15 protein-coding genes and 1 pseudogene are annotated in these 18451 nt (G+C 65.2%); 5 read left to right on the top strand and 11 right to left on the bottom strand.

The features are described 5' to 3' along the window. Window positions 1-120 precede the first annotated feature (120 nt). A complete protein-coding gene (locus D9R08_RS14240) occupies window positions 121-1080 on the top strand; it encodes a hydroxymethylglutaryl-CoA lyase (protein ID WP_121898732.1) in 960 nt (319 codons plus the stop codon). Beyond that, on the top strand, window positions 1077-2267 hold the full coding sequence (locus D9R08_RS14235) for a CaiB/BaiF CoA transferase family protein (RefSeq protein ID WP_121898731.1): 1191 nt from the start codon (window positions 1077-1079) through the stop codon (window positions 2265-2267). Before D9R08_RS14240 ends, D9R08_RS14235 begins: the two co-directional genes overlap by 4 nt. 138 nt (window positions 2268-2405) lie before the next feature. On the opposite strand, the gene D9R08_RS14230 is transcribed toward D9R08_RS14235, so the two are convergent. The 6 genes from D9R08_RS14230 to D9R08_RS14205 are packed head-to-tail and all read right to left on the bottom strand — an operon-like array spanning window position 2406 to window position 10698. After that, window positions 2406-3689, bottom strand: a complete 1284-nt coding sequence (locus D9R08_RS14230; RefSeq protein WP_121898730.1) for an NAD(P)/FAD-dependent oxidoreductase — start codon at window positions 3687-3689, stop codon at window positions 2406-2408. Next, window positions 3682-5178, bottom strand: a complete 1497-nt coding sequence (gene amaB / locus D9R08_RS14225; protein WP_121898729.1) for an L-piperidine-6-carboxylate dehydrogenase — start codon at window positions 5176-5178, stop codon at window positions 3682-3684. The genes D9R08_RS14230 and amaB overlap by 8 nt, the downstream gene beginning before the upstream one ends. 10 nt (window positions 5179-5188) lie before the next feature. Then, window positions 5189-6217 (bottom strand): ACP S-malonyltransferase, encoded by a 1029-nt coding sequence (locus tag D9R08_RS14220; protein WP_121898728.1) that lies wholly within the window; start codon window positions 6215-6217, stop codon window positions 5189-5191. Beyond that, window positions 6217-8412 carry a thiamine pyrophosphate-dependent enzyme gene (locus tag D9R08_RS14215; protein ID WP_121898727.1) on the bottom strand — a complete coding sequence of 732 codons (2196 nt, stop codon included), beginning with the start codon at window positions 8410-8412 and terminating at the stop codon, window positions 6217-6219. Before D9R08_RS14215 ends, D9R08_RS14220 begins: the two co-directional genes overlap by 1 nt. 8 nt (window positions 8413-8420) lie before the next feature. Then, window positions 8421-9614 carry an acyl-CoA dehydrogenase gene (locus D9R08_RS14210; RefSeq protein ID WP_121898726.1) on the bottom strand — a complete coding sequence of 398 codons (1194 nt, stop codon included), beginning with the start codon at window positions 9612-9614 and terminating at the stop codon, window positions 8421-8423. Further along, window positions 9607-10698, bottom strand: a complete 1092-nt coding sequence (locus tag D9R08_RS14205; RefSeq protein ID WP_121898725.1) for a pyridoxal phosphate-dependent aminotransferase — start codon at window positions 10696-10698, stop codon at window positions 9607-9609. Before D9R08_RS14205 ends, D9R08_RS14210 begins: the two co-directional genes overlap by 8 nt. Before the next feature lie 187 nt (window positions 10699-10885). Here D9R08_RS14205 and D9R08_RS14200 point away from each other — a divergent pair, with 187 nt between their 5' ends. From D9R08_RS14200 to D9R08_RS14190, 3 genes are all read left to right on the top strand, one after another. After that, window positions 10886-11770 carry a LysR substrate-binding domain-containing protein gene (locus tag D9R08_RS14200; RefSeq protein ID WP_158599007.1) on the top strand — a complete coding sequence of 295 codons (885 nt, stop codon included), beginning with the start codon at window positions 10886-10888 and terminating at the stop codon, window positions 11768-11770. A 130-nt stretch (window positions 11771-11900) separates the two neighbouring features. Beyond that, window positions 11901-12311 (top strand): GlcG/HbpS family heme-binding protein, encoded by a 411-nt coding sequence (locus D9R08_RS14195; RefSeq protein ID WP_121898723.1) that lies wholly within the window; start codon window positions 11901-11903, stop codon window positions 12309-12311. A gap of 62 nt (window positions 12312-12373) precedes the next feature. Then, entirely contained in the window at window positions 12374-14089 is a 1716-nt protein-coding gene (locus D9R08_RS14190; RefSeq protein ID WP_121898722.1) for a choline dehydrogenase, read from the top strand. A gap of 98 nt (window positions 14090-14187) precedes the next feature. Here the strand turns inward: D9R08_RS14190 and D9R08_RS14185 are convergent, their stop codons facing one another. The 5 genes and pseudogenes from D9R08_RS14185 to D9R08_RS14165 all read right to left on the bottom strand — a co-directional run bounded on the left by D9R08_RS14185 (window position 14188) and on the right by D9R08_RS14165 (window position 18450). Continuing rightward, complete coding sequence (locus tag D9R08_RS14185; RefSeq protein WP_121898721.1) at window positions 14188-14949, bottom strand: FadR/GntR family transcriptional regulator; 762 nt, start codon at window positions 14947-14949, stop codon at window positions 14188-14190. Window position 14950: 1 nt separating this feature from the next. Further along, on the bottom strand, window positions 14951-15715 hold the full coding sequence (locus D9R08_RS14180; protein WP_199709367.1) for an SDR family NAD(P)-dependent oxidoreductase: 765 nt from the start codon (window positions 15713-15715) through the stop codon (window positions 14951-14953). A 115-nt stretch (window positions 15716-15830) separates the two neighbouring features. Continuing rightward, window positions 15831-16715 (bottom strand): annotated as a pseudogene (locus tag D9R08_RS19640) (NAD(P)-dependent oxidoreductase); the annotation flags it as partial. A 27-nt stretch (window positions 16716-16742) separates the two neighbouring features. Continuing rightward, the gene (locus tag D9R08_RS14170) at window positions 16743-17582 is read right to left on the bottom strand and encodes an ABC transporter permease (RefSeq protein ID WP_121898718.1); all 840 of its coding nucleotides are present in this window, start codon (window positions 17580-17582) and stop codon (window positions 16743-16745) included. 1 nt (window position 17583) lies between these two features. Next, entirely contained in the window at window positions 17584-18450 is an 867-nt protein-coding gene (locus D9R08_RS14165) for an ABC transporter permease (RefSeq protein ID WP_121898717.1), read from the bottom strand. Window position 18451 lies beyond the last annotated feature (1 nt).

Raw genomic sequence — 18451 nt, 5'->3', positions numbered from 1 at the left:
TTTTTGCAACCGCGCCGCTCTTGCTGCGCCGCGGGTCTTGCTGGCATCTTGCTCGGCGCGCGTATGGCGCCACATGCCGCGAAACGGACCGCAACGCCGCCGGACGGGAGGAAATCAGAAATGACGAACACTGCAAAACCACTGCCCGAAGGCAGCGACGTCACGGTCTGCGAAGTGGGGCCGCGGGACGGATTTCAGAACGAGAAGACATTCATCCCGACCCGCCGCAAGATCGAGATCGTCAATGCGATGTTCGCCGCCGGTTTACGCCATATCCAGGTGACCTCCTTCGTAAGCCCGCGCGCGGTGCCCCAACTGTCGGATGCGGCGGAGGTGATCGCCGGGATCGATCGGCCGGACGATGCGACATTGTCTGTGCTGATCCCGAACCTCAAGGGCGCCGAACATGCGGCGGAGGCCGGGGTGGATGCGGTTCACACCGTGGTCTCCGCGTCGGAGACGCACAACCGCAAGAACGTGAACCGCTCAATCGAACAGTCGCTGAAGGATTTCGAGGCGGTTGCCGATCTGATGCATCGCAATGGCATTACGCTGGAGGGGGGCATGGCCACGGCATTCGGCTGCCCGTTCGAAGGCGTCGTCCCGCCGGAGCAGGTCGGGCGCATCGCAAGGCGATACCGGGAACTTGGCGCGAAACGCGTGAGCCTCGGAGATACGACCGGCATGGCGACGCCGAAAACCGTGAAAGCGGCCATTCAGGCGATCCGCTCCGAAGCCCCGGAGGTGGAGATCTGCCTGCATTTCCACAACACGCGCGGCGTTGGCCTTGCCTGTGTGATGACCGGGCTGGCGGAGGGCGTGAGCTATTTCGATGCCTCGGTCGGTGGTCTGGGGGGCTGCCCGTTCGCGGCGGGGGCGACAGGCAATATCTGCACCGAAGATCTGGCCTATCTGCTTGAGGAGAGCGGCTATCGGACCGGGCTCGACCTCGGCGCGCTTATCGAGGTCGCGCGGATGACGCAGGACACCGTGGGTCGAGATCTGCCGGGGCAGGTGCTCAAGGCGGGCCCGCGCCTGCGCCGGTTCGACCCGGAGCTGACCGCGACGGCCGCAGGATGACCGACGACATGCTTCCGCTTGAGGGTGTGCGCGTTATCGATTTGACCCGGATCCTTTCGGGGCCGTTCTGTTCGATGATCCTGGGCGATCTTGGCGCGGAGGTCATCAAGATCGAGGGCCGCGATGGCGATGCAGTCCGGCGGCAGGGCGATATCGTCGACGGGATGTCCTGGTATTTCGCGGGGTTCAATCGCAACAAGCGCTCGCTCACGCTCGATCTTCGCACGGAGGAGGGCAAGGCGGTGCTCGAGCGCCTGCTGAAAGACGCCGATATCCTGACCGAAAACTTCCGCCCCGGCGTTCTGGACAAGATGGGCCTGACCGCCGAGCGTCTGGCCGAGATCAACCCCGGGCTCATTGTGACCAGCATCAACGGCTATGGCTCCACGGGGCCCTATGCGGACCGTCCGGCCTTCGATTTCATCGCGCAGGCCATGTCCGGGTTCATGTCGTCCAACGGAACCGAGGAGACCGGGCCGCTGCGGGCCGCGAACCCGATCACGGATCTGATCTGCGGGCTCTATGCCGCCCTCGGCGCGGTCGCGGCGCTTCGCGGGCGGGAGGCCGGCGGCCCGGCGCAAAAGGTCGAGGCGTCGATGATGATGTCCATGCTGTCGATGATGGCCTATCTGTCCGCAGGCGCACTGGCGAGCGGCAAGGACCCCGCGCGTACGGGCAATGATCACCCGATCGCATCGCCCTATGGCTTGTTTCATACCGCAGACGGGGACATCGCCGTAGCCCCGTCGACCGAGGCGATCTGCGCCAAGTTCATGACCGAACTGGATCTGGGCCATGTGCTTTCCGACCCGCGGTTTGACACAAACGGCAAGCGCCTGGAGCATCGCGCGGAGCTGAATGCGATGATCAACGCGGCGTTGTCGACGGATACGCAAGCCAACTGGATCACCCGGCTGAACGATGCCGGTGTGCCCTGCGGACGGGTGCAGACCATGCTGGACGTGCTGGATGATCCGCAGGTGGCCGCGCAGGAGATGGTGCTGGACGTGCCGCATCCCGGCCACGGGACGGTACGGATGACCGGGTTTCCCATGAAATTCTCCGCCACACCGCTCAGGGTCCGACACCCGGCACCCGATCTGGGCGGCGACAATGATGCGGTGCTGCGCGAGGCAGGTTATTCCGATGCCGATATTACACGGTTGAAGGCGCGCAACGTCATCTGAAGGGCTCCCGGCCCTAGGACAGGTCTGCGAGATTCGCGTCCAAAAGATCGGCGTGGATAAGATCTCAAGGTTGTTTTGAGCTGAACTGCGTACGAGAGGTTTGGTCACGCAGGTGTCACGTTTGTGCAGAAGGCGCCCCTAGCGCCCCGTCGCGGCCGAGATCCCGTGGGCGAGTGTTGCCCCGATCTCATAATAATAGCTTCTCGCAAGCGAAAACCGCTCGATATGCCTGTCCTGAACCTGAACGGGAAGCTTGTCGACGGTTCCCGGCCGGAGCAGGTTCCTTGCGGCGGCTGTCCCGAACACCGTGCCGGGGCTTATGCCGCGCCCGGAATAGCCGAACACGGCCAGCGCATTCGGTCCGATGTCGAGTATCTTTGGAATATGGTCGGATGTCATGGCGATCTGTCCGGACCACTCGTGTTCGATCTTTGCGTCAACGATCTCCGGGAAAAGGCTGGCCAGTTTGCGCCGCGCCCAGCTTTTGTGTGCGCGCGCGCCAAATCCGTCGCTGTCGCCCATACCGCCGACGATCAGCCGTCCCGCCCGGTCGGTGCGTACGGAACTCATCACCAGCGCGGTGTCCCAGCCCCCCTCGCCGCCGGGCAGAATGCGCGCGCGGGTCGAGGGCGGCAGGGGTGCGGTGGCGAACTGACAGTAGTTGACGCGGATGAACTGCGGCGCGGCGATGCCTTTCAGTGTCCGGTGGTAGGCATTGGTCGCCAGAAGCAACGCACCCGCACGCACGCTGTGGCTACCCGCGGTGACGCACCATGCCTCGGCCTCCCTTGTAATCCGCTCCACCGGGCTCTGGCCGTGCAGGGCGGCGCCTGCGTCTTGCGCCGCGCGGGCGAGGCCCCGGCAATAGGCCAGGGGCTGGATCGTGCCGGCCCGCGGATCGAAGAGGGCGCCGTGAAATGCCGCCGTTCCCGTGCGCCGTGCCGTCTCGGCCTTGTCGAGAAGTTGAAGCGGCGCGCCGTGGCGGTTGCCCTGACGAAAGCGGTTGCGCAGATCGTCCAGACCCGAGAGCCCGTGGGCCAGGTGCAGGGTGCCGTTGCGTATGCCTTCGCAATCGATCCCGTGCCGGGCGATCAGCTCAAAGACCATCTGCGGGCCGCGCCCCAGCGCATCGATCAGCCGCCCCCCCGCATCGGCCCCCAGCGCCTTGACGATCTCGTCAGGCGGCAACCACAGGCCGGCATTGACCAGCCCCACATTGCGCCCAGATCCGCCATGGCCGATGGTCTCGGCCTCAAGCAGAACGACCTTTGCTCCCTGCCGCGCGGCCTCCAGCGCCGCGGCACAACCGGTGTAGCCGCCGCCGATCACCACCAGATCGGCCCGTGCATCCGCGTTAAGGGGCGGGGCGGAAACGGCCTCCTCTGCACTATGGGTCCAGAGGTTGCGGCCCGGGTCAGACATCGAAACGGACGCCTTGGGCCAGGGGCAATGCGTCGGAATAGTTCACCGTGCTGGTCTGGCGCCGCATATAGCCTTTCCAGGCGTCCGAGCCGCTCTCGCGGCCGCCGCCGGTTTCCTTCTCGCCACCGAACGCGCCGCCGATTTCCGCGCCCGACGGGCCGATATTGACATTTGCCAGGCCGCAGTCGGAGCCTTCGGCGGAGATGAAGAGTTCGGCCTCGCGCAGGTTGAGGGTGAACACGCAAGAGCTGAGGCCCTGTGGCACGGCATTCTGCATATCGATGGCCTCGGCGAAGTCGGAATAGGTCATGACGTAGAGGATCGGAGCAAAGGTCTCCGCCTCCACCGTTCGGGTCTGGGCGGGCATGTCCACCAGTGCCGGGGCCGCATAGGTCCCGCCGGATACGGCCTCCAGAACCTCGCCGCCATAGACCGTGCCGCCTTCGGACCGGGCCGCATCGAGCGCGGCCTGCATCGCGGCCAGGGCGTCTGCGTCTATCAGGGGGCCCACCAGCGTGCTCGCCTCGCGCGGGTCGCCGACGGGCAGGCTCGCATAGGCCGATTTCAGCTTGGCCAGAAGCGCCTCTTTGATGTCGCGGTGCACGATCAGGCGGCGCAGGCTGGTGCACCGCTGCCCCGCGGTGCCGACCGCAGAGAAAACGATGGCACGCACCGCCATATCGAGATCCGCCGAAGGGGCGACGATCATCGCGTTGTTGCCCCCCAGTTCCAGGATCGGGCGGCCCCATCGCGCCATGACCCGTGGCCCGACGATGGCGCCCATCCGGGTGGAGCCCGTAGCCGACAGGACGGGGACGTCCTTGCTGTCGACAAGGCTTTCGCCCAGTTCGGCCCCGCCGATGACCACCTGCACGAGGTCGGCGGGCGCGTCATCCCCGAACCGGGCAAGGGCGCGGTTGAAGATCTCCTGGCAGGCCAGGGCGGTCAGAGGCGTCTTTTCCGACGGCTTCCAGATCACCGGATTGCCGCATACCAGCGCCAGCGCGGCGTTCCAGGACCAGACAGCTACCGGGAAGTTGAAGGCCGTGATCACCCCGCAGGGCCCGATGGGATGCCAGGTCTCGCGCATGGCGTGGCCAGGGCGCTCCGAGGCGATGGTGAGCCCGTAAAGCTGGCGCGACAGGCCGACGGCGAAATCGCAGATGTCGATCATCTCCTGCACTTCGCCCAGACCTTCCGAAACGATCTTGCCCACCTCAAGGGTGACCAAGCCGCCGAGATCGGCCTTGGCCCGGCGCAACTCTTCCCCCAGAAGGCGCACGAGTTCTCCGCGTCGCGGGGCCGGAACCCTGCGCCAGGCCTGAAACGCTTTCCGGGATCGGGCGATCATCTTGGGCATCTCACTCAGCGGGGTGCCCGGAACCCGCGCCAGCTCGATGCCGTCGATGGGGGATCGGGACGGGAACCCGCCTTCGGTAGGCACCGGGGTTGCCAGATCGAAGGACTTCAGAATTGCTAGATGCTGCATGGCACTCTCCTTAGGTAACAAGCGCGCGTTGATCGGGCCGTCCCATGGACAGCACAAGCGGCTCTCTGGATTGAAGGTCTTTGAAATCGGTCCGGTTGGCCAGCCCCTGCACGCCTGCGAGGATCAACGCCTGCGCGACGGCACCGCCAAGGGTCGTGCCCGGACCCGGAACTACGAAAAGGTCTGGCGCGAACTCCCGTGCGGCGACCGCCACGGCTCTGGTGAAATCATAGGTTTCGGTCACCTGCGCCCCCAATGTGTAGTCCCGGAGAGCGTCCCGCGCGCTGGCTCCCGGCCACCAGATCGTGCCGCGCCCGTCGATCACGGGCAGCGCGGGCTGACCGAACAAGGCAGAGGGCAGCGCGGCGCGCGCCCGGCCCGCAACCGGAGCCTGGAGTGCGGTATGAAAGGCCGCGTGGTTGGCCAGCCGCATGGGAAACCGGTCCTTGCGCGGGGGCACCGCGGTCTCGAAGGCGGCAAGCCCCGCCCTATCGCCCGCGACCACCATCATGCCGCCCAGGTCGATCGACAAAGCGAGGCTGTGGTTCGGGCGGCTGTCGATCTCGGCGATCAGGTTCAGGAGAGCGGCCCTGACGCCCGGCTCCGGAACCCAGTCCTCGCCGACCCAGGGGTAGACCATTTGGCCGCCGATCATCGCGGCCTGCATCAGCCCGCCCATGGTGTTGGCCACCCGGAAGCCGTCTGCGGCGCTGAACGCGCCGGCACAGGCAAGCGCGGTATACCAGCCCATGGAATTGCCAGTGACCGCGACCACCTCGATCCCGGAGCGGTCCAGCGCCAGGAAATCGCCGAGGGACGCGGCATAGATCAGCGCCGCGGCATTGTCGCCCCGACCATGGGTGCGGACGCTGTAGCGGCTGGCCCCGTCCAGCGACGCCAGCGACGGCTGATCGCCTGCCAGCCTCTGGAATTCGAAATCGGCCATCATGCCCGCATCGGGAAAATGCGCGGCCAGATATCCCAGTTCGGGGGCATTGTAGGTTCCCCGGCCCGGGCAGATGACCACCGCAGTTCGCATCAGGCGCGGACCTTCGTGCCGGCCCAGGCGCGGGCGGTGTCCACGATCCCCTCCGCCGAGGGCATGGTGGCGGCATAGGCGGGGCCGGTGGCGATGAAACTGTCCAGAGACGTCAGCCGCCATGTCGCGTGGAGTTCTTTTTCTGCAAAATGCGTCATCAGCGCCTCGGCCACTCCGCCGGAGGCGCGGGTTTCATCGACGATCAGCACCTTGTCGCAGCCCGCGACGGCGGCATCCAGCGCGGCAAGGGGGAGCGGCGCCAGCCAGCGCAGGTCGATCACCCGGGCGGAAATCCCCGCCGCACCGATCCGAGGCAGCGCCTGGTGGGCCATATAGGTGCCGTTGCCGAAGGTCACGATCGCCATATCCGTCCCGGTGCCATGAACCCCGACCTCGCCAAGACAGATCCGCGCGTCCCGGTCCGGATAGAGCCGCATCCAGCCGTCATCGCCGGGCCGGTGCAGATCCCGTGTGGCGTAGAGCGCGATCGGTTCTACAAAGACCACGACACGCTGCTCTTCGCGGGCCAGATGGACGCATTCGCGCAGCATCCGTGCGGCAACGGCCCCGTCGGACGGCACGGCGAGGATGACCCCGGGGATATCGCGCAGCACCGCCAGCGAGTTGTCGTTATGGAAATGTCCGCCAAAGCCCTTCTGGTAGCCCAGGCCCGCGATGCGGATCACCATCGGGTTTGTGAACTGGCCGTTGGAGAAGAAGGGCAGGGTGGCCGCCTCGCCGCGGATCTGGTCCTCCGCATTGTGCAGATAGGCCAGAAACTGGATCTCGGGGATCGGGACAAAGCCGTTATGGGCCATGCCGATCGCAAGCCCGAGGATCGACTGCTCGTCCAGAAGGGTGTCGATCACCCGATGTGCCCCGAACCGGCCGTGAAGCTTCTGCGTGACGCCGTATACGCCCCCTTTGCGGCCCACATCTTCGCCCATCAGCACGGTTTCCGGGTGCTCCAGCATGAGATCGGTGAGGGCCCAGTTGATCAGTCGGGACATCGGCTGGGGCTGGGCCATCGCATTGAGATCGCCGCCAAAGACCTGCGCCCGCGTCTCTGGTTCGGGGCCGATCAGCGGCGCACAGGCGCGCGGTGGCGGAATCAGGCTTGCCATGACCTGCTCTGCGGTTTGCAGCCGGGGGCGGGTCACCACCCTGGCGGCAACCCGCCGGACCCGCGCATCGGTTTCTTCATAGATCCGGAGGGCCGAGCCGCGGTCCAGCGCGCCGGCCTCGTTCAGCAGGCGCACCGAATGCAGCAGCGGATCGTTGGCCTCATCGGCCTCGATCTCGGCCTTGGACAGGTAAGTGCTGGCCACGTCCGCGCCCGCATGGCCGTAAAGCCGGACTGTTCGGACGTGCAGAAACGCGGGCTTTCGCCGCTTGCGTACATATTCCGCCGCGGCCCGGGCCGTGGCGTAGGTGTCGTAGATATCCAACCCGTCGCAGGCGAAATAGGCAAGATCCCGGCGGTGCGAGAATGTCGCCTTGATCCAGCCCTTGGGCGTCTTGACCGAAATCCCGATCCCGTTGTCCTCGCAGCAGAAGAGCAGGGGGAGCGGAACCCCCTGATAGGCGGTCCAGGCCGCCGTGTTGAACGCGCCCTGCGCAGTGGAGTGGTTGGCCGAGGCGTCGCCAAAGCTGCAAAAGGCAATGGCGTCTTCGGCAAAGGCGGCGTGTTCGGGTGGATTGCGCCTGGCCGCGGCGATGCCGTAGGCCGCGCCGACCGCCTTCGGCAGGTGGCTGGCGATGGTCGAGGTCTGCGGCGGAATGTTCAGCGGCTTCGAGCCCAGCACCTTGTGCCGCCCGCCCGAAATCGGATCCTCAGACGAACATGCGAAAGACAAAAGCATGTCCCAGGTCACGGATTGGCCGGGGACCTGCCCGGCCCGCTGGATCTGAAACGCCGCATCGCGGTAGTGCAGAAAGGCCGGATCGGTGGGCCGCAGCGCCGCCGCCACGGCCGCCATGCCTTCGTGCCCCGACGACCCGATGGTATAAAACCCCTGCTTTTGCGCCTGCATTTCCCGACTGACCCGGTCGAGTGCCCGCGACAGACATCCCGATCGATAGATCGATACCGCCAGTTTCGGCGGCAACGGCCCGCCCGCCGGAGCGCCCGGGGGCAGATCGCCCGCGGCCACCCGGCCCAGAAAGGCCTCGTGAACGATGGTTGCGCGATCCATGGCCAACCTCACATGAACGCCTGAAACCCGGTCTGCGCGCGCCCGAGGATCAGGGCGTGAATGTCATGCGTGCCCTCATAGGTATTCACCGTTTCAAGGTTGATCATGTGCCGCATCACCGGGAATTCGCCGGAAATCCCATTGCCTCCGTGCATGTCCCGCGCAGCGCGGGCAATGTCCAGAGCCTTGCCGCAGTTGTTTCGCTTGATCAGGGAGACCACTTCCGGCGCCGCACGGTTTTCATCAAAGAGCCGCCCCACCCGCAGATTGGCCTGCAGGCCAAGTGCGATCTCCGTCTGCATGTCGGCGAGCTTCTTCTGGTAAAGCTGCGTGGCGGCGAGCGGCCTGCCGAACTGCACACGGTCGAGGCCGTATTGCAGGGCCGCATGCCAACAGGCCTCCGCGGCCCCCATGACGCCCCATGCAATGCCGTAGCGCGCGCGGTTCAGGCAGCCGAATGGCCCCTTGAGCCCTTCCGCCCCCGGCAGGAGCGCATCGTCGCCGACCTCCACCCCGTCCATCACGATCTCGCCGGTGACCGAAGCCCTCAGCGACAGCTTATGGTCGATCCTGGGCGCCGAGAGGTTCGCCGTTCCGCGTTCCAGCACAAAGCCGCGGATCTTGCCGTCATGGGCATCGGATTTGGCCCAGACCACGAAGACATCGGCGATGGGGGCGTTCGAGATCCACGTCTTGCTGCCGGTCAGACGGTAGCCGCCGTCGATCTTTTCGGCGCGCGTGGTCATCCCGCCCGGGTCCGATCCGGCGTCGGGCTCCGTCAGGCCAAAGCAGCCGACCCATTCCCCGCTGATCAGCTTCGGCAGGTATCTGTCACGCTGAGCCTGGCTGCCATAGGCGTGGATCGGGTGGATCACGAGGCTCGACTGCACGGACATCATGGAGCGATAGCCGCTGTCGATCCGCTCCACCTCGCGGGCGATCAGCCCATAGGCGACATAGCCCGCATTCAGACCTCCGGCGCTTTCGGGCAGAGTCACGCCGAGCAGTCCATGGGCGCCCATCTCCTGGAGGATGGTGCGGTCCGCCTCCTCGGTCTCGTAGGCCTTTTTTACCCGCGGGGCCAAATGCTTCAGGCAAAAGGCGCGGGCGCTTTCGGCGATCAGCCGTTCCTCTTCCTCAAGTTGCCGGATTAGCAGGAACGGATCCTTGGGATCGAAGGTGGGGATGGACGCATCAGGCATGCCCGGCTCCCAGAAACTTGGCGATGCGGCTCAGGCCGCGATCGAGATCTTCGGTGGAATAGGCGAAGGAGAGCCGCAGATGCCCCGGCAGCCCGAAGGCACTGCCCGGGACCACGGCCAGTTGCCGGTGCTCCAGCAGGGCCGCGCAAAAGGCCCCGTCGGTCTCGAAGCCGAGCCGGGCCATTGCGCCCTCCACATTGGGAAAGACGTAGAATGCGCCATCGGGCACCGGGCATCTGACCCCCGGCATGGCGGACAGTCGTGCCACCACACCGTCGCGCCGGTCGCGCAGCACGGCCAGCCGCTCGGCCAGCAGGTCCTGGGGACCGGTAAGCGCGGCCAGCGCCGCCGCCTGCGATATCGACGAGGCACCCGAGGTGATCTGCCCCTGCACCGCGGTCATCGCGTCGATCAGCGGGCGCGGCCCGATCCCCCAGCCGATCCGCCAACCGGTCATGGCATAGGCTTTCGACACGCCATTGACGATCAGAACGCGGTCCCGCAGGGCGGGGGCCACGTCCCGGAACGACCGGAAGGCGGTATAGGCGAGATGGGCGTAGATTTCATCGGCCAGCACCATGATATCTGGGTGCTGGTCCAGCACCTCCGCCAGGGCGCTGAGCTCGGCCTCTGTGTAAAGCGCGCCGCAGGGGTTGGAGGGGGTGTTCAGGAACAGCCAGCGGGTGCGGGGCGTGATGGCGGCGGCCAGAGCCTCAGGCGTCAGTTTGAAGCCCTGCGCCATCGGGCAGGCCACCGCCACCGGCCGCCCTCCGGCCAGGGCCACAATATCGGGATAGCTGGTCCAGTAGGGTGCGGGGATGATCACCTCGTCCCCGGGATCGAGACTGGCGAGCATGGCGTTGGCCAGCACCTGCTTGGCCCCGGTTGAGACGATCACCTCCGCCGGGTTTGCCCGGGCGCCCTCCGCGATGGCCGCGCGCAGGGGCGCGGTGCCGCGGGTCGCGGGATAGCGGGTCTGGCCTTGCAGGGCGGCGGCATGGGCGGCCTCGATCACATGGGCCGGCGTCACAAAGTCGGGCTCTCCGGTCGACAGCGCCACAACATCGATGCCCTTGGCCCGCATTTCAGCCGCCGCCTCGGTCAGGCGGGCGATTTCGGATACCTCGATCGCAGCGATGCGCTTTGCCCGGTGAAACGCTATGATCCCTGCCTCCCTGACGTGCCTTGAAAGTGACCTGTACCGTCAACCTATCAAAACCATTCACCATGGAATATTGAAGGTTCCGAACAATGGTTGGAGGATTTGTCACATGATTGCGCCCCGGCGATTTCTACCCTCGATCAGTTCTCTGCTCGCGCTTGAGGCGTTCGACCGGCTCGGCACCGCCGTTGCCGCCGCGGAGGAACTGTCGCTCACCCATTCTGCGATCAGCCGTCAACTGAAGGTGCTCGAAGAGCAGTTGGGCGTGTCGATGTTTGTCCGGGATGGCAAGGGGCTTGCGCTGACCAAGGCGGGGTCCCGCTACGCGGCCTCGGTGCGTCAGGTCCTGCATGGCCTCGCCAAAGCCTCGCTGGAGATCAAGGCGGGCGGGAACCGCGATATCATCAATCTTGCCGTCCTGCCTAGTTTTGGCGCGGTCTGGCTGACCCCCCGGCTCAAGGGATTCTGTGATCAGAACCCGGATATCTACATCAACCAGCGCGCGCGCCTCTCGCCCTTCGATTTCGACCTCGAAAGCTTCGATGCGGCCCTGCATTACGGCGCGCGGGACTGGCCCGGGGTCAGGTATCTGGAGCTGGCGCGAGAGCGGATGATCCCGGTCTGCGCTGCCTCTGCGGCACCCGCCGCGCTGCCCGAGCCGGCGTCTCTGCTCAACGCCCGGCTTTTGCATCTCGACAGCCGGCCGGGCGGTTGGGAGGAATGGTTCGCGGCCAAGGGCGTGCCTGCGACCCGGCTCAGAGGTATGGTTTTTGATCAATTCTCCAGCCTTGCGGCGGCCACGGCGGCGGGGCTCGGGGTCGCCTTGATGCCGGAGTATCTGGCCGAGGCAGAGATCGCCGCCGGACGTCTGGCGCCTTTGGATGACAGGCCTGTCCCCGCGGGCGGTGCCTACTACCTTGTTTGGCAGGCGAATTCGCAACCAAGTGCGGCGCTGGAAAAGCTCATCGCCTGGCTGGAGACGCCCATGGCGTAAGGTGGCGCGCGCCCGGCACCGCGCCGGCTTACGCTTTTCACCGGCGGGAAACGCCGAGGGATTTCGGCTTGACAGACTGCGCCACTCCCCCAATGGTCTATATTAAGAACCATTTGGGGAGATCACAGATATGACTGACATCACCAGCGAAGAGATCATGGCGATGCTGGCCGCCGGGCTGACCAAGGCCGCCGAGTTGGAAGAGCCCTCCTGCGTTTCGATTGTCGATCAGGGCGGCAATATCGCTGGCTTTGCCCGCAGCGACGAGGCGATGTTCGGCACCGCCGAGATCGCCGTGACCAAGGCCTACACTGCCGCCGCTTTCAAGATGCCCAATGGCGATCTGTCGGCGGATGTCCAGCCGGGCGGAGAGATCTTCAACCTGGAAACGGCCGGGCGCGGGCGCAGTTTCACCGCCATCGCAGGTGGCCTCCCGGTGGAGAGGGCGGGCAAGTGCATCGGTGCCGTCGGCGTCTCCGGTGGGCCGGTGGAGCATGACGTGCTGATCGCACAGGCCATGCTGGCTGCTTTCCCGGGCTGAACCCCGGACGGGCGAAGACAGCGCGCCGCAGACTCAGAACCCACGGCCGAAAGGGTATCGCGATGGACAAGGACAAGACCGCAATTGCCGACTACGTGGTGATCGGGGGTGGCTCCGCCGGCTGTGCCCTGGCCGCCCGATTATCCGAGGATCCCGCGATCAGGGTCGTGCTGATCGAGGCGGGCAAGAGCCGTGGCGGGCTCATGGATTACTGGAAGATCGAAATGCCCGCCGCCTTTGACTGGGTTTGGCGAAACGAGAAATACAACTGGATGATGGAAGGCGAGCCAGAGCCCACGATGCACGGCCGCCGCATCTTCCAGCCGCGAGGCAAGGTGCTTGGCGGCTCATCCAGCATCAACGGCATGGTCTTCCTGCGCGGGCATCCCCTGGATTTCCAGCGTTGGGTCGACGAAGGCGCGGCAGGTTGGTCCTGGCGGAATGTTCTGCCCTATTACAAGCGTCTGGAGCGGTGGGAAGGCGGCGAATGCACCTATCGCGGCGGCTCGGGTCCGATCTCGGTCAGGAAAGGCAGCTTTCCCACTCCGCTCTATGATGCCTTCATCGAGGCCGGCTCCCAGGCCGGTTTCCCGGTTTCCGACGATCTGAACGGTGCCCAGCCAGAGGGGATGGGTCATCTCCAGATGAACGTCCACAACGGCGTGCGCGCCTCCACCGCGCAGGCCTATATCCGCCCGAACCGGCATCGCAGGAACCTTACAGTGATCGACCAGGCCCAGGCCAGCGGTCTGATCCACGAAGGCAACCGGGTCGTGGGGGTCAACTTCTCCCGCTTCGGGGACCACGGATATTCCGCCCGCGCCGAACGGGAGGTGATCCTGACCACGGGTGCGGCGGGCAGCCCGCAGATGCTGATGCTGTCGGGTATCGGCCCGGCGGATCACCTGCGCGAGATGGGGATCGACTGCCGCACGGACCTGCCCGGCGTGGGCCAAAACATGCAGGACCATCCGCTCGTCTACATGAAGTTCCATGTGGACAAGCCCATTTCGATGTCGCGCTACATGCGCAAGGATCTGATGCTGTTCACCGGCGCGCGTTGGGTCACCACCCAGTCCGGCGCCGGGGCCACCAACAATGTGGAGGCCGCGGCGCTCGTGCGCTCCGACCCCGCCGTGCCGCACCCGGATATGTATATCCAGTACCTGCCGGTTGTCATGGACCATGATGACGGGCTCAGCCCCGATTTGCACGGCTTTACCTATTGCATCGGACCCACCCGGATCGAACGGTCGGGCTGGCTCAGATTGCGCTCCTCCAACCCGATGGATCAACCGCGCCTTATGTCGAACTTTCTTTCGACGGACCACGACATGCAGCAAATGCGCAACGCCATCGAGGTCGGACGGCTGATCGCCTCACAGAGGGCCAATGCCCGGTTTGGCGTCAGAGAGGTCGACCCGGGGCCCGGCGTGGCTTCCCGCGAAGCGCTCGACCACTATATCCGCGACAATACCGCGGGCGATTTCCACCTTTGCGGCACCTGCAAGATGGGGACGGACCGGATGGCCGTGGTCGACCCGGAACTCCGGGTTCACGGGACGGAGGGGCTGCGCGTGGTCGACGCGTCCGTGATGCCGTCGATCGTCAGCGCCAATACCAATGCCACGACGATCATGATTGCCGAGCGCGCCGCCGATCTGATCCTGGGCAAACAGCTGCTGGCTCCGGCCGATGTCCCGGTGCCGACGGGGGAGCCGCTGTCACGGACCAGCGTTCTGGGTAACGAAACTCCGCCGGTCGAACTGACCGCCTGAGATCCTGTGCGCCCATGGGCGGTCAGACGTCGCGCGCCCGAACCGGGGGCCGATATGCGCGTGCTCAGGGATGTTGCGGCGCGCGTAGACCGGCTTGCTCAACTCAGGGCACCCTCGGTCGCCTCGGCGCTTCCATCTGCATCGGGTGGGTCGTTCAGTGCGGTCGCGGTCATGGCTGCGATGACCTCGCGCGACTTGACGTCAAAGAGACGCCGCGCCGATTTCGCCGCCGCATCCGGCTGCCGGTTGCCCACCGCATCGGCGAGGGCGCGCCAGATCGGGCGCCATTCGGCCACACGATCCGCCACGCTGTCCGGGCGCACGGGCGTGTTCAGACCCGCGAGGGACCGCTCGATCCCCTCCACGAAGAAGGGGTTCCGCGAACTGTGCCCGAGGGTCGAGAAGAACAGGTATTGCGCTTCGCGGAGATCCCCCGCCTGCCGGGCCGGGTCCAGCATGCCATGCGCGGCTTCGAGCGCGGCCAGATCGGCCGGTGTGCGCCGTTCGCAGCTCAGCACCGCGGCCTCCTCGAGGATTGCCTTGAGATACTCCAGACTGCGCCACGCCATATCGGGCCGGGTGAGCAGCGAGGTGTGGGCCAGATGATTGATCTGATCCTCATCGGCGACAAAGTTCCCCCCCTTGGCCCCGCGGCTGGAGACCAGATACCCCTCGGCCTCCAGTCGTTTCAGCGCCTCGCGCAGGGTCGCGCGCGAGATACCCAGGGATTCCGACAATTTGCGCTCCGCTGGAAACTGCTCGCCCGGGCGCATCGCGCCGATCTCGACCTGGCGTTTGATCAAGTCGTAGGCGATGCCGTGAAAGGGTGCGCCTTCGATGCGGATTCCGGTCCAGAACATCTCAGATCACTGTAAATGTGTTGTCGACGGTAATGTCCGCCCCGTTGATGAAACTGGCGTCGTCGGACGCCAGAAAAACGGCGACGCGGGCGACCTCCTCGGGCTCACACATCCGCCCTTGCAGCGTGCGGATGTCCTCTTCGCTGGCGGGCACATTCAGTTGCCGCAACTGCTCCATCTCGTACTCGCCGTGTTTGGTGCGCACAAAGCCGGGGCTGATCACGTTGGAGCGGATGCCACGGTCCCGGAACTCCACCGCGACGGAGCGGGTGAACTGCGTGACCGCGGCTTTGGTGGTGCAATAGATCGCCTCCATCGGCGTGGCCGTCGAGGCGGAGACCGAGGAGGTCGTGATGATCGCCCCGCGGCCTTTTTGCAGCATCGAAGGCAGGCAGGCCTGGGTCATCAGCACCACGCTGCGCACGTTGTTGTTGATCAGAAAATCGAAATCAGTCTCGGTCACCTGCAGGAGCGGCTGCACCTGGATCTCGCCAGCCTGATTGAACAGGATGTCGATGCCGCCGAAGGTGGCCTGCGCCGCCTCCACCACCGCCTTCACATGCCCCGACCGGGACACATCGGCGGGTACGAAGAGAAACCGGTCGCTCTGCAACTCCTCCGACAGGGCTTGCCCGTTTTCCTCATCCCGGTCGGCGCCCACCACCGCAGCACCTTCCTTGATGAACTCCCGCACCGCGGCCCGGCCGCAGCCGTTGGACGCGCCGGTGATCACGGCGACGAGGTTCTCGAGCTTCCTGCGCTGCAAGCGGTCCTGCCTCCGTTTGAGATTTGGAAAGGGCCGGCATCGACGGCTCACCGCCATAACGGCCCTTTCAGTCGGGCCAGCTTATCGCAATCGGGCAGGGGCAGTAAATACTCGGCTAGGGTTTGCAGAACACTTCGAGACCGCCCGTGATCTCCATGCCGCCGTACCCCCGCTCAAGGGCCTCGCCGAAGACATCGACGATCATCCTGGGAAAGGCGTTGGAGATGCTCGTCGCCTGTGCGGTGTCCAGCAGGTGTTGCATCGCCGCGAAATGCACATCCAGTTCCGCCTGGCCTCCGTGGAAATCGCCCCGTTCGATCAGCTCCTTGCTGTATCTGGCCTCCGCGTCGATCTCCACCAGCCAGGACGGGACGGAGCCGAACACCGCTTCGTCCGGCATCCCCTCGGCCCGGGTGAAGGCAAGGCCCTGGAAAAGACCCACCATGGATCCGTAGAGATAGGACAGCCAGGCGAGGTCTGCCGCCGCCGCAAAGCCCGGATCGGGCCCGAGCCAGCCGGATCTGGCCCCGAAGGTCTTCAGCGTCGGCGCGCAGGCCTTGTAGACAACTTCGTCACCGGAGTATGCGAAGCGGGTCATTTCAGCGCCGACCCTGGCCGGGTAGGTGAAAATCTTGCCGTCCAGATATCGTGCGCCCAGATCCGTCACCTTCGCGCTGAGCGCGCGCGCTTCTGCCGGGGTGCCGCTGCAAAGCTGCACGAAGGTCTTGCCTGCCAGGGCTGCGGACACGCCTGTCTCTGCGAGCACGGCCTCGGTCGTCTCGTAGTCGGACAGCACCCAGACTTGCATGTCGGTGGCGGCAATGGCCTCTGCCAAGCTCTCGGCCACCGTGGCCCGGTCTGCGAATGCCTCCGCCTTTTCAGGGGTGCGGTTCCATACGGCGACTTGGTGGCCGCCGGTTATCGCGGCCTCGGCGATGGCGCTGCCCATATTGCCTAAGCCTATGATCGCTAGGGACATATCTGATCCTTCCTGTGGTGGGTTTCGTTCATGCCTTCTGCGGCTGTCTCAGCGTTTCCGCCCCGGCGGCCGGGTCAGGAACGCCGCCAGCAGGATCAGGACAACCGAGAACAGAATAAGCAAAGTCCCGACTGCGTTGATTTCCGGCGTCACGCCGCGCCGCATGGTGGAGTAGATATACATCGGCAGGGTGTTATCGCGTCCGGTGAGAAAGAAGGTCACTGGGATTTCATCGAAGGACAGGACGAACACCAGAAGCCCGCTGCCGACGATTGCTGTCTTGATATTGGGCAACGTGACATACCAGAAGGTGACCAGCGCGCTTGCCCCGAGGTCGGAGGAGGCCTCTTCAAGGGATGGCGGAAGCCGCTGCAGCCGGGCAAGGACCTGGATGACCACCACCGCCAAAAGGGCCGTGGCATGGCCCAGAACGACCGTGTGCAGGCTCAGGTTGAAGCCCATGAGGTTGAAGAAGTTGAGCATCGAGATGCCGGTGACGATTCCCGGCAGGGCGATCGGCAGAAGCAGCAGGCGCCGAAAGAGGGCCTTTCCCGGAAAGACGAACCGGTGCAACGCCATGGCCGCGGGGATCCCGATGCAGAGTGCCAGGGCCGTCGACAGGGTGGCCACGTAAAAGCTGTTGCCCACCGCCTCCAGCAGGTCCGCATTGGCAAAGAGCGTCCTGTACCAGTCGAGCGTGAAGCCCGAGAGCGGCCAGGCCAGAACCCGCGAGTCGTTGAAACTGAAGATGATCAGAATCGCCACCGGCATATAGAGAAAGGCCAGCAGAAGAGTGGCATAGGTGATGAACGCCCCGTCCGCCGCGCCTTTCGGGATCGACAACGGGGGCTTGCGCGGCTTGGATCGGATCAAAGCGATATCGGCCATGTCAGAATTGCACCTTCGTACGCTGTTCGAAGCGGTCCGACAGCGAGATGATCGCGAGAACCACCACCAGCATCACCACCGCCAAAGCCGAGCCGAGCGGCCAGTTGAGCGCCGCGCCGAATTGCGAGGTGATGACATTGGCCACCATCAGGCCGTCGGGCCCGCCGACCAGAAAGGCCGCCACGAAATCGCCGAAGCACAAGCAGAATGTCAGGGTGAAGCCCGCGACGACACCCGGCAGGGAGAGCGGCACGGTGACCCGCCAGAAGGTTGTCCAGGAGCTTTGGCCCAGATCGGCGGAGGCCTCATCGAGGTTGCGTGGGATCTTCTCCAGCGCGGCATAGATCGGCATCACCATGAACGGAATGAAGATATAGGTGAGCGTTATCACCATGGCGGCCTGGCTGTAGAGAAATATATCGAGCGGCTCGCTGATGATCCCCAGGCCCATCAGCGTGCTGTTCAGAACCCCTTGCGTGCCAAGTATCGTCTTCCACAGGTAGGCGCGCAGCAGATACGACACCCAGAGGGGCGCGATCACGCCGAAAAACAGCACTTTGCGGATCGTCACGTTCTTCAACCGGAAGACCAGGAAATAGGCAAAAGGATAGGCCAGAACAAGCGCCGTGACCGACACGATCACGGCGATCTTCAGGGTCCGGCCGATGACGCTCAGATACTGCGGTTCGTTCAGCAGCGTCAGGTAATTGCCGAACTGAAAGGCGGGCTCGAAAAGCGGGTAGCTCTTGATCCAGAAGCTGTAGGTCAGGAGCACCCCGTAGGGCACAAGCATGAAGAGCACGATCCAGAGGATCGGAAGTCCGAGAAAGAACCCCATGCCGATCCGGTCGAGCGCGCGCAGGGTCATC

The organism is Rhodophyticola porphyridii, assembly GCF_003688285.1.
Taxonomy (GTDB): Bacteria; Pseudomonadota; Alphaproteobacteria; order Rhodobacterales; family Rhodobacteraceae; genus Rhodophyticola; species Rhodophyticola porphyridii.
The sequence above is the reverse complement of the archived record's forward strand: the minus strand, read 5'-3'. Positions and strand labels throughout refer to the sequence as shown.